The organism is Streptomyces sp. NPDC021080 (genome assembly GCF_044333225.1).
In the GTDB taxonomy this organism is placed as follows: Bacteria; Actinomycetota; Actinomycetes; order Streptomycetales; family Streptomycetaceae; genus Streptomyces.
The window spans coordinates 353,912-368,300 of the sequence record NZ_JBIRQM010000007.1 but is presented as its reverse complement, the minus strand read 5'-3'; the positions used below and the strand labels follow the sequence as shown (position 1 = coordinate 368,300).

Sequence of the window (14,389 nt, the reverse complement as noted above, 5' to 3'; positions counted from 1 at the left end):
CAACCATGACAGTCGCCATCGACCGCGCGACCGGCAGGCGCAGCGGTGACCGAGCACCGCGCCCCGGCCGGATGCAGCGTCTCAAGCACTCGTACCAGAAGTACTGGTACGCGTACGCGATGATCGCCCCGGTCGTCGTCGTTCTCGGCGGATTGGTGCTCTATCCGCTGGTTCGGGGCATCTACCTGACGTTCACGGACGCCAACAGCCTCAACTCGGCCCGCACGATCGGCGTCAACCACATCGACGCCACCTACAAGTTCATCGGCCTGGACAACTACAAGGACATCCTGTGGGGTCCGACGTCGTACGACCGCTTCTGGTCGCACTTCATCTGGACCATCGCCTGGACCGTCCTGTGTGTCGCCCTGCACTACTGCATCGGCCTGGGTCTCGCGCTGCTGCTCAACCAGAAGCTGCGCGGCCGCACCCTCTACCGGCTGATCCTGGTGCTGCCGTGGGCCGTGCCGACCTTCGTCACCGTCTTCGGCTGGCGCTTCATGCTCGCCGACGGCGGCATCATCAACTCCATGCTCCACGCGGTGCACCTGCCGGCGCCGTCCTGGCTGGAGGACACCTTCTGGCAGCGCTTCGCCGCCATCATGGTCAACACCTGGTGCGGTGTGCCGTTCATGATGGTCTCCCTGCTCGGCGGACTGCAGTCCATCGACGGCACGCTGTACGAGGCGGCCGAGATGGACGGCGCGAACAAGTGGCAGCAGTTCCGCTTCGTGACCCTGCCGGGTCTCAGGTCGGTCAGCTCCACCGTCGTGCTCCTCGGCATCATCTGGACGTTCAACCAGTTCGCGGTGATCTTCATCCTCTTCGGCAACACCGCGCCGGACGCGCAGATCCTCGTCACCTGGGCCTACTACCTCGGCTTCGGACAGCAGCCGCGCGACTTCGCGCAGTCGGCGGCCTACGGCATGCTGCTGCTGGCCATCCTGATCGTCTTCACCTCCTTCTACCGCCGCTGGTTGAGCCGCAATGACCAGCAGCTCGCGATCTGAGGCAGGAGTCTCCATGAGCACCACCACACTTCAGACGCCTCCGGCCGACCAGGCCACCAGGTCCGACGACGCGCCCCGTCCGGCGCGCAAGCGCGGTCAGCGCAGCCTCGCCGGCTCGCTCGTCTCCCACGGCATCCTGATCGCCGCGAGCCTGGCCGCGCTGTTCCCGATCGCCTGGCTCGTGTTCCTGTCCCTCGGCCCCGAGCAGGACGACTATCTTCACCCCGGACGCATCTGGCACACGATGACGTTCGGCAACTACTCGTTCGTGCTCCAGCACACGAACTTCTTCGAGTGGATGAAGAGTTCGATCATCGTCTCGCTCGGTACCACGGTCATCGGCGTGATGGTCGCGGCCACCACCGGCTACGCGGTCTCGCGCATGCGCTTCCCCGGCTACAAGAAGTTCATGTGGGTCCTGCTGGTCACCCAGATGTTCCCGATCGCCGTGCTGATCGTGCCGATGTACCAGATCCTCTCGGACCTGCAGCTCATCGACTCCTACTTCGGCCTGATCCTCGTCTACTGCTCGACGGCGGTGCCCTACAGCGCCTGGCTGCTCAAGGGTTACTTCGACACCATCCCGTTCGAGATCGACGAGGCCGGCCGCGTCGACGGGCTGAGCCCCTTCGGCACCTTCTTCCGGCTGATCCTGCCGCTCGCCAAGCCCGGCCTCGCGGTGGCCGCGTTCTACAACTTCATCACCGCGTTCGGTGAGGTCGCCTTCGCCTCGACGTTCATGCTGGACGACTCGAAGTACACCTTCGCCGTCGGCCTCCAGACCTTCGTCAGCGAGCACGACGCGCAGCGCAACCTGGCCGCCGCGACAGCCGTACTGATCGCGATACCGGTCTCCCTCTTCTTCTACCTCGTGCAGAAGAACCTGGTGACCGGACTCACCGCGGGCGGCACGAAGGGCTGATCCGCAAGGACGCCCCCCAGACGCCCAGGACTCCCGCGCGCTCATCGCGCGCGGGTGGCGGCCGCGGTGCCCATCCGACCCCGCCAGTACCGCGGCCGCCTCATTTCTCACCTCCTCGATCTCCCCCGCCCCGACGCCTTTCGCCCCGTGCTCCCGGCCTCGCGCGAGCAGGGGTCCTGCCCCCACACCCGATTTCCTCCCCACACCCGGCAGCGCCCGGACGCGGGGACCCTCATCGCATCAAGGACGCCATGAGCCAGCACTCCGCCGACCAGGCCCCGAACTCCGTTCTCGCCACAGTCGCCGCGCATCGCGACTGGTGGCGCGACGCGGTGATCTACCAGGTCTATCCGCGCAGCTTCGCCGACAGCAACGGCGACGGCATGGGCGACCTGGAGGGCGTACGTTCCCGACTCCCGTACCTGCGCGACCTCGGCGTGGACGCCGTGTGGCTCAGCCCCTTCTACGCCTCGCCGCAGGCCGACGCCGGCTACGACGTGGCGGACTACCGGGCCGTCGACCCGATGTTCGGCAACCTGCTGGACGCCGACGCCCTGATCCGCGACGCCCACGGTCTGGGCCTGCGGATCATCGTCGACCTGGTGCCCAACCACTCCTCCGACCAGCACGAGTGGTTCAAGCGCGCGCTGCGCGAGGGCCCCGGCTCCTCGCTGCGCGACCGCTACCACTTCCGCCCCGGCAAGGGCGAGAACGGCGAACTGCCGCCCAACGACTGGGAGTCCATCTTCGGCGGCCCGGCCTGGACCCGGGTCACCGAGCCCGACGGCACCGCCGGCGAGTGGTACCTGCACCTCTTCGCGCCCGAGCAGCCCGACTTCAACTGGGAACACCCGGCCGTGGGCGACGAGTTCCGCTCGATCCTGCGGTTCTGGCTGGACATGGGCGTCGACGGTTTCCGTATCGACGTGGCGCACGGCATGGTCAAGGCGGAGGGTCTGCCGGACCTCGGCGACCGCGATCAGCTGAAACTGCTGGGCAACGATGTCATGCCGTTCTTCGACCAGGACGGCGTGCACGACATCTACCGGCAGTGGCGCACGATCCTCGACGAGTACTCGGGCGAGCGCATCTTCGTCGCCGAGGCGTGGACGCCCACCGTCGAGCGCACCGCCAACTACGTGCGCCCCGACGAGCTGCACCAGGCCTTCAACTTCCAGTACCTGGGCTCCCACTGGGAGGCGGCCGAGCTGCGCGCGGTGATCGACCGCACGCTCGACGCGATGCGCCCGGTCGGCGCCCCCTCCACCTGGGTGCTGTCCAACCACGACGTGACCCGGCACGCCACCCGCTTCGCCAACGAGGCCGGTCTCGGCACCCAGATCCGCACCGCGGGCGACCGCGAGCTGGGGCTCCGCCGGGCCCGCGCGGCCAGCCTGCTGATGCTGGCGCTGCCCGGCTCCGCCTACGTGTACCAGGGCGAGGAGCTCGGCCTGCCCGACGTCGTCGACCTGCCGGACGAGGTGCGCCAGGACCCGGCCTTCTTCCGGGGCGCCGGACAGGACGGCTTCCGCGACGGCTGCCGGGTGCCGATCCCGTGGACCCGCGCCGGCTCGTCGTACGGCTTCGGTGACGGCGGCAGCTGGCTGCCGCAGCCCGCCGAGTGGGCCGAGTTGAGCGTCGAGGCGCAGACCGGCGTGGCCGGTTCCACCCTGGAGCTGTACCGCGACGCCCTCGCGGTCCGGCGGGAGCGCGCCGACCTCGGCGCGGGCGACACCGTCACGTGGCTGACCGCTCCCGAGGACGTCCTCGCCTTCCGGCGCGGTGACTTCGTCTGCACCGCGAACACGGGGGACAAGGCCGTGACCGTCCCCGCGTACGGCCGGGTGCTCGTCGCCAGCGGCGAGGTGACCCCGACGAAGGACGGCCAGGTGAAGCTGCCCGCCGACACCACCGTGTGGTGGGCCCTCTGACCCACGCGTGACCTGACCCACGCGTGAACCGACCCGCGTGTGAGCGGTGATCCGGGCCTGACCACCGGAGCACCGCTCATGCGCGGGTTTCCCCTTTCCCGAGCCGTTACTTCCAGGTGTCGCTCACGGTGTACCCGGCGCCCGAGCCCGTGGTGTAGGAGCGGTTGTCACCGGACTCCCACGTCACCGCGCCCGAGGCGTCCTTCTTGATGTACTTGTACGTGAACGACGTGGACCTGGGCACGATCGCCAGCCGGCCCCAGTACGGGTACGAGGCCGAGGACAGCGGGATCGCGTCGGCGGTGTTCCAGGAGCCGAGCGCGGGGATCGAGCCGACGACGTACACGTTCGTGCCGTAGACGGTCGTCGCGGTCACCCCGAAGGTCAGGTCCGTCGCGTCGGCGTCGGCCACGTTCCAGGAGTTCTGCGCGGTCACGGCCGACGTGCCGGTGGTGAGCGTCCGGTTGGCGTTGGACTCCCAGGTGACGTTCCCCGAGGCGTCCTTCTTGACGTACTTGTACGTGATCGTGCTGTTCGCCGGTACCGAGACGTCCGCCTTCCAGACCGGATAGCCGGACGAGGACAGCTTCACCGCGCTCGCCGTGTTCCAGCCGCCCAGCGCGGCGGCCGAACCGACCACGTAGACGTCCGTTCCGGAAGTGGTCGACGCGTACTCGTCGAAGGTCGCCGTGACCGTGCCGGTGCCCGGATCGGTGCCACCACCGCCGCCGCAGTCGACCGTGCAGACGTAGTCCGGGTCGTAGAACGCGACCGCGCCCTTGGCGGGGACGGTCAGCGAGGCCTTGCCGCCGGTGACGGTGACCGAGGTGGCGCCGCCGTCGATGACGTCCGGATAGGTGCCGTCCGCGAGACCGGTCGTGTACGTGTGGGTGTTCGCGGCCGAGCTGTTGTTGATGGCGACGAAACCGGCGCCGCCCCGGCCGAAGCCGATCACGTTGGACGCGGGGGACTGCCAGTCGGTGACCGCGTACCCGGCGGCCGCGTTGTGCCAGCCGATCATGCCGGAGACCGCGGTGTCACGGTCGAGGCAGTACCAGCCGGAGGAGCAGTCGGTGTCGGTGACGAAGCCGCCGCCCGAGTTCGGCGGGGCCTGGTCGCTCTGGCTGAAGGTCCAGCCGGAGTACACCGACGGCCTGCCGTAACCGCGCGCCAGCTGGAAGACGTTGGCGAGCACGGCGGTGGCGCCGTCCTTGTAGCTGAGCGAGTAGCCGTTGCGCTCGGTGTCGTGGTTGGTGACCATCGTGTTGGAGTTCGCCTCGGCCACCAGTCCCCAACTGCTGCCGAAACTCGACAGGTTGGCGATGTCGCCCTGGAACTGTGCCTTGATCTGGGAGGCGAAGGAGAAGTCCAGGACGTCACCGGTGCCGTAGTACTCGTCGACGGAGGGCGGGGTGCCGGGATAGACCTCCTGGGTGATGAACGGCGCCGAGCCCGAGGTCGTGGTGTGCAGTCCGGCGGCGATGGCGCTCATGTCGGCGGCCTCGATGTGCTTGGCCGCGTCGACGCGGAAGCCGTCGACGCCCAGGTCGATCTGCGCGTTGAGGAAGCCGGTGATCTTCGAGCGGACGTTGCTCTCGGCGGTGTCGAGGTCGGGCAGGCCGAGCAGTTCGCAGTGCTGGACCTGGTAGCGGTTGGTCCAGTCGGTGATCGTCGTCGTGCAGTCGTCGCTGTCGGCCGGGTCGTAGTCCGGGGTGTCGTACTTGTTGGTGATGACGGTGCCGTTGTACCCGGTGCCGGTCTGCGCGGCGGTGTGGTTGATCACCGCGTCGGTGTAGACCTTGATGCCGGCCGCGTGACACGTGTCGACCATGGCCTTGAAGCCGGCCGCCGTGCCGAAGCGGCTGTTCAGGTTGTAGGAGTACGGCTGGTAGACGTCCCACCAGTAGTAGTTGGACTGCTTCAACGACTCGGCGGGCGGGGCCACTTGGACGGCCCCGTAGCCGGCCGGGTCGAGCACGTTCGTACACTCGGACGCGACCGACTTCCAGTTCCACTCCCACAGGTTGGCGATCACATCACCGTTGGGGACACCGGTGTCCGTCGTCGTCGCTGCCGCCTGACCGGCGGGCAGGGCGGCCAGCCCGCCGAGCGTCAGCGCCACGGTCGCCAGCAGCCGGGAAACCCTTCTTCGTCGTAAGGCCATCGGAGGTGCGGCTCCTCTCGGGGTCCGGTCAGCACGTCCGCGGGCGCGGCAGCCGACCCGTGAGGAGCGTGGGACCGCCCAAGGGGGCGCGTCAATAAGGAAGTTGAAAGTTCTTTCGACATCTTGCTGAAACATGATTGCAAGCGGTACGTTCCGATCCCCCCACCCGCACGACGTAGTGCAGGAGTACCTACATGGCAAGGAAGACGCTTGCCGCCTCGTTCGCCCTCGTGGCGGGCCTGGCGGTCTCGGTGACCGTTCCCCCCGGTACGGCGGCGGCCTCGCCGCCCGGCACCAAGGACGTCACCGCAGTCCTGTTCGAGTGGAAGTTCGACTCGGTCGCCAAGGAATGCACCAACACGCTGGGCCCGGCCGGTTACGGCTACGTCCAGGTGTCCCCGCCCGCCGAGCATATACAGGGCTCGCAGTGGTGGACCTCGTACCAGCCCGTGAGTTACAAGATCGCCGGACGGCTCGGCGACGCCACCGCCTTCAAGAACATGGTCAGCACCTGCCACGCGGCCGGTGTGAAGGTCGTGGCGGACACGGTCATCAACCACATGGCCGCCGGTTCCGGCACCGGAACGGGAGGCTCTTCGTACACGAAGTACAACTACCCCGGTGTCTATTCGTCCGCCGACATGGACGACTGCACCTCCACCATCAGCGACTACACCAACCGTGCCAACGTCCAGAACTGCGAACTCGTCGGACTCGCCGACCTGGACACCGGCGAGGAGTACGTCCGCAAGACCATCGCCGGGTACATGAACACCCTGCTCGGCTACGGCGTCGACGGCTTCCGCATCGACGCGGCCAAGCACATGCCGGCCGCCGACCTCGCCAACATCAAGTCCCGGCTGAGCAACCCGTCCGTCTACTGGAAGCAGGAGGCCATCTACGGCGCGGGCGAGGCCGTCCAGCCCACCGAGTACACCGGCAACGGTGACGTCCAGGAGTTCCGCTACGCCTACGACCTCAAGCGGGTCTTCAACAACGAGAACCTCGCCTACCTGAAGAACTACGGCGAGGGCTGGGGCTACATGAGCAGCTCGGTCGCGGCCGTCTTCGTCGACAACCACGACACCGAGCGCAACGGCTCGACGCTCAACTACAAGGACGGGGCGAACTACACCCTCGCCAACGTCTTCATGCTCGCGTACCCCTACGGCGCCCCCGACATCAACTCCGGCTACGAGTGGTCGGACGCGGACGCCGGACCGCCCAACGGCGGTACCGTCAACGCCTGTTGGCAGGACGGCTGGAAGTGCCAGCATGCCTGGCCGGAGATCAAGTCGATGGTCGCCTTCCGTAACGCCACCCGGGGGCAAGCGCTTTCCAACTGGTGGGACGACGGAAACGACGCCATCGCTTTCGGCCGGGGCAGCAAGGGCTTCGTGGCCATCAACCACGAGACCTCGTCGCTGAGCCGGACGTACAGCACCTCGCTGGCCGCGGGAACGTACTGCAACGTCCAGAACAACACGAGCATCACCGTGAACGGTTCGGGCCAGTTCACGGCGACGCTGGGCGCCAACACGGCACTCGCGATCTACGCGGGCAAGTCCAGCTGCTGAAAACCCTTTCCGCACGTTGCAAGACTCTTGCTGTAAACCTTGCGTGAGCGATACGGTCACGCGGGCGTTCGGCATCGTGGCCGAAACGCTGCGCGGGGTCGGACCCGAGTACGCCGTAATCGCTAGGAGTTCACGACTGTGGACCTGATACCGAGAGGGCCGGCGAGCCGCACCAGCCGCCCCAGGCTGCGTGCAGCCGTCCTCGCCGCCGCACTGGCCGTATCGCTTGCGCAACCCCTTGTGGCGCGGGCCCAGACCCCGCCCGCACCGCCGTCGGACGCGAAGCTCGCCGCCGAGCCGTCCCGGCACGACTCCACCCGTGACCAGTTCTACTTCGTCATGCCGGATCGTTTCGCCAACGGCGACACGTCCAACGACGAGGGCGGACTGACCGGCTCCCGGCTGTCGACGGGTTACGACCCCACCGACAAGGGCTTCTACCAGGGCGGCGACCTCAAGGGCCTGACGAAGCGGCTCGACTACATCAAGGGCCTCGGCACCACCGCCATCTGGATGGCGCCGATCTTCAAGAACCAGCCCGTCCAGGGCACCGGCAAGGACGCCTCGGCCGGCTACCACGGCTACTGGATCACCGACTTCACCAAGGTCGACCCGCACTTCGGCACCAACAAGGACCTGGAGACACTGATCTCCAAGGCCCACGCCAAGGGCATGAAGGTCTTCTTCGACGTCATCACCAACCACACCGCCGACGTCGTCGACTACAAGGAGAAGTCCTACGGCTACCTCTCCAAGGGCGCCTTCCCGTACCTGACCAAGGACGGCAGGCCCTTTGACGACGCGGACTACGCGGACGGCACCAAGGGCTTCCCGTCGGTGGACAACGGCTCCTTCCCGCGGACGCCCACGGTTCCCGCCGAGAAGAAGAACGTGAAGGTCCCGTCGTGGCTCAACGACACGACGATGTACTCCAACCGCGGTGACTCCACCTACGCCGGCGAGTCCGCCACCTACGGCGACTTCTCCGGCCTCGACGACCTGTGGACCGAGCGTCCCGAGGTCGTCAGCGGGATGGAGAAGATCTACGAGCGCTGGGTCAAGGACTTCGGCATCGACGGCTTCCGGATCGACACCGTGAAGCACGTGAACATGGAGTTCTGGACGCAGTGGGCGACCGCCCTCGACGCGTACGCGGCCAAGCACGGGCGCAAGAACTTCTTCATGTTCGGCGAGGTCTACTCCGCCGACACCTCGATCACCTCGCCGTACGTCACGCAGGGCCGGCTCGACGCCACCCTCGACTTCCCGTTCCAGGACGCGGCCCGCTCCTACGCCTCCCAGGGCGGCAGCGCGCAGAAGCTCTCGTCCCTGTTCGCGGACGACTACAAGTACACGACCGACAAGGCCAACGCCTACGAGCAGGTCACCTTCCTCGGCAACCACGACATGGGCCGCATCGGGTACTTCCTGGACCAGGACAACCCCAAGGCGAGCGACGCCGAGCTGCTGAAGAAGGACAAGCTCGCCAACGAGCTGATGTTCCTCAGCCGCGGCAACCCCGTCGTCTACTACGGCGACGAGCAGGGCTTCACCGGCTCCGGCGGCGACAAGGACGCCCGCCAGCCGATGTTCGCCTCCAAGGTCGCCGACTACCTCGACGACGACGAGATCGGCACCGACCGTACGGCCGCGAGCGACGCCTACGACACGGGCGCGCCGCTCTACAAGACCATCAGCGCCCTGTCGAAGCTGCGCAAGGACAACCCGGCCCTCACCGACGGCGTCCAGACGGAGCGGTACGCCGCGGACGGCGCCGGCGTGTACGCCTTCTCCCGCACGGACGCGAAGACCGGCACCGAGTACGTCGTCGCCGTCAACAACGCCGACGAGGCGAAGCCGGCCACGTTCGCCACCGGTTCGGCGAACACGGACTTCCGGGCCGTATACGGAACCTCGGACTCGGTGAAGAGCGACGGCGACAAGAAGATCACCGTCACCGTCCCGGCCGGATCGGCGATCGTCCTCAAGGCCGCGGGCCGCCTCGGCGCCCCCGCGACCAAGCCCACGCTGACCCTGAAGGCCCCGGCCGCGGGCGCCACCGGCACCGTCGAACTGTCGGCGGACGTCACCGGCGGACAGCTCGACCGGGTCGTCTTCGCCGCCCAGACCGGCAACGGCGCCTGGCACACCCTCGGCTCCGCCGACCACGCCCCGTACAAGGTCACCCAGGCCATCGGCAAGGACGTACCGGCCGGAACCGCCCTGCGCTACAAGGCCGTCGTCGTCGACTCGGCCGGACACACCGCGAGCGCGACGGCCGAGTCCACCACCGGCACCGCGCCCGCCGCGGAGGTCCCGGCGGCCTCCTCGCGCGACTACGCGGTCGTCCACTACAAGCGCACCGACGGCGACTACACCGACTGGCGCCTGTACACCTGGGGCGACATCGCCGACGGCGAGTCCACCACCTGGCCGGCCGGCCACGACTTCATCGGCCGGGACGCCTACGGCGCCTTCGCCTACGTGAAGCTGAAGCCCGGTGCCTCCAGCGTCGGCTTCCTGGTCATCGACAAGGACGGCAACAAGGACGTCGCGAGCGACCGCACGATCGACGTCACCAAGACCGGCGAGGTCTGGGTCGAACAGGGCAAGGACACCGTCCTCACCGAGCAGCCCGACCTGCCCGCCCAGGACAAGACCAAGGCCGTCATCCACTACCACCGTGCCGACGGCGACTACACCGGCTGGGGCCTGCACACCTGGACCGGGGCCGCGACGCCCACGGACTGGACGAAGCCCCTGGAGCCCGTGCGCACCGACGCCTACGGCGCCGTCTTCGAGGTGCCGCTCGCCGAGGGCGCGACCAGCCTCAGCTACATCATCCACAAGGGCGACGACAAGGACCTGCCCACCGACCAGTCGCTCGACCTCACGGCCAACGGCCACGAGGTGTGGCTGCTGGGCGGTCAGGAGAAGTACCTGCTGCCGCAGCCCAAGGGCAGCGCCGCCGCGCTCGACCTGACCACCTCCAAGGCGATCTGGATCGACCGCTACACCGTCGCCTGGAACGGCTCCGACGCCGCCGTGTCCACCCAGCTCCTCTCCTCCCACGACGGCTCGATCGCCGTCAAGGACGGCGGGCTGACCAGCGACGACGAGCGCTGGCTGCGGCTGGAGAAGACCACCCTCACCGACGCCCAGAAGGCCAAGTACCCCCACCTGAAGGCGTACACCGCCTGGTCCGTCGACCCGCGCGACCGCGCCCGGGTGCGCTCCGCGCTCGGCGGCCAGCTGGTCGCCTCGCAGCGGGCCGCGAACGGCGCCGTGCTCGCGGCGACCGGCGTGCAGATCGCCGGCGCCCTCGACGACCTGTACCCCGCGACGAAGGCGCACCTCGGACCGGTCTTCCACAAGGGTGTCCCCACCCTCTCGGTGTGGGCCCCGACCGCCCAGTCGGTGAGCCTCGACCTCGCCGGCTCCACCGTCGCCATGAAGCGCGACGACGCCACCGGCGTCTGGTCGGTCACGGGCAAGAAGTCCTGGACGAACAAGCCCTACCGCTACGTCGTCAAGGTGTGGGCGCCGAGCGTCCGGAAGATCGTCACCAACAAGGTGACCGACCCGTACTCGGTGGCCCTGACCGCGAACTCGGAGCGCAGCCTGGTCGTCGACCTGGACGCCAGATCCCTCGCCCCGTCCGGCTGGTCGGCGCTCAAGAAGCCCAGGGCCGTACCGCTGCGGGACGCGCAGATCCAGGAACTGCACGTCCGTGACTTCTCGGTGGCGGACAAGACCGTCCCCGCGAAGGACCAGGGCACCTACCTCGCCTTCACCGACAAGAACAGCGACGGCTCCAGGCACCTGAAGGCGCTGGCGAAGTCCGGCACCTCGTACGTGCACCTGCTGCCCGCGTTCGACATCGCCACCATCCCCGAGAAGAAGGCCGACCAGCAGAGCCCCGACTGCGACCTCCCCTCCTACGCCGCCGACTCCGAGAAGCAGCAGGAGTGCGTGGCGAAGGCGGCCGCCAAGGACGCCTACAACTGGGGCTACGACCCGTACCACTACACGGTCCCCGAGGGCTCCTACGCCACCGACCCCGACGGCACCGGCCGCACGGTCGAGTTCCGCAAGATGGTCAAGTCGCTGAACGAGGACGGCCTCAGGGTCGTCATGGACGTGGTCTACAACCACACCGCCGCCAGCGGCCAGGCCGACACCAGCGTCCTCGACAAGGTCGTCCCCGGCTACTACCAGCGGCTCCTCGCCGACGGCAGCGTCGCCAACTCCACCTGCTGCTCCAACACGGCGACCGAGAACGCCATGATGGGCAAGCTGGTCGTCGACTCGATCGTCACCTGGGCCAAGGAGTACAAGGTCGACGGCTTCCGCTTCGACCTCATGGGACACCAGCCCAAGGCCAACATCCTCGCGGTCAGGAAGGCCCTCGACGGGCTCACCCCCGCGAAGGACGGCGTCGACGGCAAGAAGATCATCCTGTACGGCGAGGGCTGGAACTTCGGCGAGGTCGCCGACGACGCCCGCTTCGTCCAGGCCACCCAGAAGAACATGGCCGGGACGGGCATCGCGACCTTCTCCGACCGTGCCCGTGACGCCGTCCGCGGCGGCAGCCCCTTCGACTCAGACCCCGGGATCCAGGGCTTCGCCTCGGGCCTGTACACCGACCCCAACTCCTCGACCGCCAACGGCACCCCGGCCGAGCAGAAGGCCCGCCTGCTGCACTACCAGGACCTCATCAAGATCGGCCTGACCGGCAACCTCGCCTCGTACCGCTTCACCGACTCCGACGGCAAGGAGGTCAAGGGCTCCGAGGTCGACTACAACGGCCAGCCCGCGGGCTACGCGGCCGCGCCCGGCGACGCGCTCGCCTACGCCGACGCGCACGACAACGAGTCGCTCTACGACGCGCTGACGTACAAGCTGCCCGCGACGACGAGCGCCGCGGACCGGGCCCGGATGCAGGTCCTGGCGATGGCGACGGCCACCCTCTCGCAGGGCCCGTCCCTCTCCCAGGCCGGCTCCGACCTGCTGCGCTCCAAGTCCCTGGACCGCAACTCCTTCGACAGCGGCGACTGGTTCAACGCCGTCCACTGGAACTGCCAGGACGGCAACGGATTCGGACGCGGGCTGCCGATGGCCGCGGACAACTCCTCGAAGTGGCCGTTCGCCAAGCCGCTGCTGACCTCCGTGAAGGTGGGCTGCGGCCAGATCGACGGCACCTCGGCCGCCTTCCAGGACCTGCAGCGGATCCGTACGGGCGAGAAGGTCTTCTCGCTCTCCACGGCCGCCCAGGTGCAGTCGCGGCTCTCCTTCCCGCTGTCGGGCAAGGACGAGACCCCCGGAGTGATCACCGCCCGCCTCGGCGACCTGGTGATCGTCTTCAACGCGACCCCGGAGAAGCAGAAGCAGACCGTCGGCTCCCTGGCCGGGACCGGCTACAGGCTGCACCCGGTGCAGGCGAAGGGCGCGGACCTCGTCGTCAAGTCCTCGTCCTACGCGAAGGGCACGGGCTCGTTCACCGTTCCGGCCCGCACGGTGGCGGTGTTCACCCGGACCCCGTGACAGCGGCCCGACCCGGTGGGGCGGCCCCGGACACCCTGAGCACGACGGGTGTCCGGGGCCGCCCCCGTCGTCGTGCCGGTGCTGCGGCTAGGGTGACCGGGACCTTCCACGGAACAGGAGCGCTCATGCCGCAGATCACCGTCGAGACCTCCCCGGCCCTCGACCACGTCGACTGGGGTGCGTTCGCGCTCGCGCTGCACCCCGTGATCGTCGAGATCGCGGCCGCGCGGCTGGAGGCGTGCAAGACGCGCACCCTGCGGACCGAGTACGAGATCGTGGGAGACGTGACGGCCACGGGCACGGGAGGTCCCGCCATCGTCCACGTCGGCATCGCCCTGCTGGCCGGCCGCAGCGACGAGACCAAGGCGAAGCTGACCGAGGCCACGCTGGAACTGCTGCGGGGGCACATCGAGCCCACGGACGGGGTCACCCTGCACGTGTCCGTCGAGGTACGCGATCTCGACCCGTCCTACCGGAAGTTCGAGGCGTAGCCCCCTCTCATGCCCCGGGCGGCGAGGCGAGCGCGAGCAGCCGGACGGCGAGGTCGGTGAACGGCCCGTCGCCCGGTTCGTTCCGGAGCCCCTTGCGCAGCAGGCCGGCGACCTCCGGGTCGTAGGCGGCGGTCACGGCGGCCAGGGCCGCGAAGTCGTGCACGAGCTGCACCTCCAGCTCGGCGCGCGGGATGCGCCGTCCGTCCAGCCAGATCAGCGCGGTCGACTCGACGAGCGAGATCCAGGAACGGATCACCAGCTCCAGCCGGGCGGGCGGCTCCTCGACGTCCAGATGCGACAGGATCTGGAGGTAGGCCGCCTGCCGTACGGCGTCCACGAGCGCGTTGGTGGTCGAGGAGCCGACGGCAGGGCCGCCCCGCATCAACGCGGCGAAACCGGGCCCGTGGTCGTCCACGAAGTCGAAGAACCGGCGCATCACGCGCAGCAGCCGCGCGCCCAGCGGACCCTCGCGGGGCTCCACGAACCGGCCGGCGAGGTCGTCGGAGGCCCGCTGCAACGCCGCTTCGTACAGGCTGATCTTGCCCGGGAAGTAGTGGTACACCAGCGGCCGCGAGATGCCCGCGGCCGAGGCTATCTCGTCGATGGAGACCTCGTCGGGCGAGCGTCGGCTGAACAGTTCGAGGGCGACGCCGATCAGCTGCTGCCGTCGCTCCTCGACACCCATCCTGCGGCGTACCCCGGTTGTCATGCGGACACTTTACCGATCGGATCCGGCCCGGAACGGGCCGG

General features: G+C 68.5%; 8 protein-coding genes. 6 read left to right on the top strand and 2 right to left on the bottom strand.

The genetic code is table 11. The features are described 5' to 3' along the window. Positions 1-5 precede the first annotated feature (5 nt). From ACH4S8_RS19870 to ACH4S8_RS19860, 3 genes are all read left to right on the top strand, one after another. A complete protein-coding gene (locus ACH4S8_RS19870; protein ID WP_398395650.1) occupies positions 6-1,010 on the top strand; it encodes a carbohydrate ABC transporter permease in 1,005 nt (334 codons plus the stop codon). 13 nt (positions 1,011-1,023) lie between these two features. Next, positions 1,024-1,932 carry a sugar ABC transporter permease gene (locus tag ACH4S8_RS19865; protein WP_398395648.1) on the top strand — a complete coding sequence of 303 codons (909 nt, stop codon included), beginning with the start codon at positions 1,024-1,026 and terminating at the stop codon, positions 1,930-1,932. 251 nt (positions 1,933-2,183) lie between these two features. Continuing rightward, positions 2,184-3,863, top strand: coding sequence for a glycoside hydrolase family 13 protein (locus ACH4S8_RS19860; RefSeq protein ID WP_398395646.1), 1,680 nt, complete (start codon positions 2,184-2,186; stop codon positions 3,861-3,863). Positions 3,864-3,969: 106 nt separating this feature from the next. Here ACH4S8_RS19860 and ACH4S8_RS19855 read toward each other — a convergent pair whose 3' ends face one another. Then, the gene (locus ACH4S8_RS19855; RefSeq protein WP_398395643.1) at positions 3,970-6,027 is read right to left on the bottom strand and encodes a carbohydrate-binding module family 20 domain-containing protein; all 2,058 of its coding nucleotides are present in this window, start codon (positions 6,025-6,027) and stop codon (positions 3,970-3,972) included. Between the two features lie 194 nt (positions 6,028-6,221). Here ACH4S8_RS19855 and ACH4S8_RS19850 point away from each other — a divergent pair, with 194 nt between their 5' ends. The 3 genes from ACH4S8_RS19850 (at position 6,222) to ACH4S8_RS19840 (ending at position 13,639) form a co-directional block, all read left to right on the top strand. Beyond that, positions 6,222-7,604: an alpha-amylase family protein gene (locus ACH4S8_RS19850; RefSeq protein WP_398395641.1), complete on the top strand. Its 1,383-nt coding sequence runs from the start codon at positions 6,222-6,224 to the stop codon at positions 7,602-7,604. A 144-nt stretch (positions 7,605-7,748) separates the two neighbouring features. Next, entirely contained in the window at positions 7,749-13,148 is a 5,400-nt protein-coding gene (gene pulA / locus ACH4S8_RS19845; protein ID WP_398395917.1) for a pullulanase-type alpha-1,6-glucosidase, read from the top strand. 125 nt (positions 13,149-13,273) lie between these two features. After that, a complete protein-coding gene (locus ACH4S8_RS19840) occupies positions 13,274-13,639 on the top strand; it encodes a 5-carboxymethyl-2-hydroxymuconate Delta-isomerase (RefSeq protein WP_398395639.1) in 366 nt (121 codons plus the stop codon). A 7-nt stretch (positions 13,640-13,646) separates the two neighbouring features. On the opposite strand, the gene ACH4S8_RS19835 is transcribed toward ACH4S8_RS19840, so the two are convergent. Beyond that, the gene (locus ACH4S8_RS19835; protein ID WP_398395637.1) at positions 13,647-14,348 is read right to left on the bottom strand and encodes a TetR/AcrR family transcriptional regulator; all 702 of its coding nucleotides are present in this window, start codon (positions 14,346-14,348) and stop codon (positions 13,647-13,649) included. Positions 14,349-14,389 lie beyond the last annotated feature (41 nt).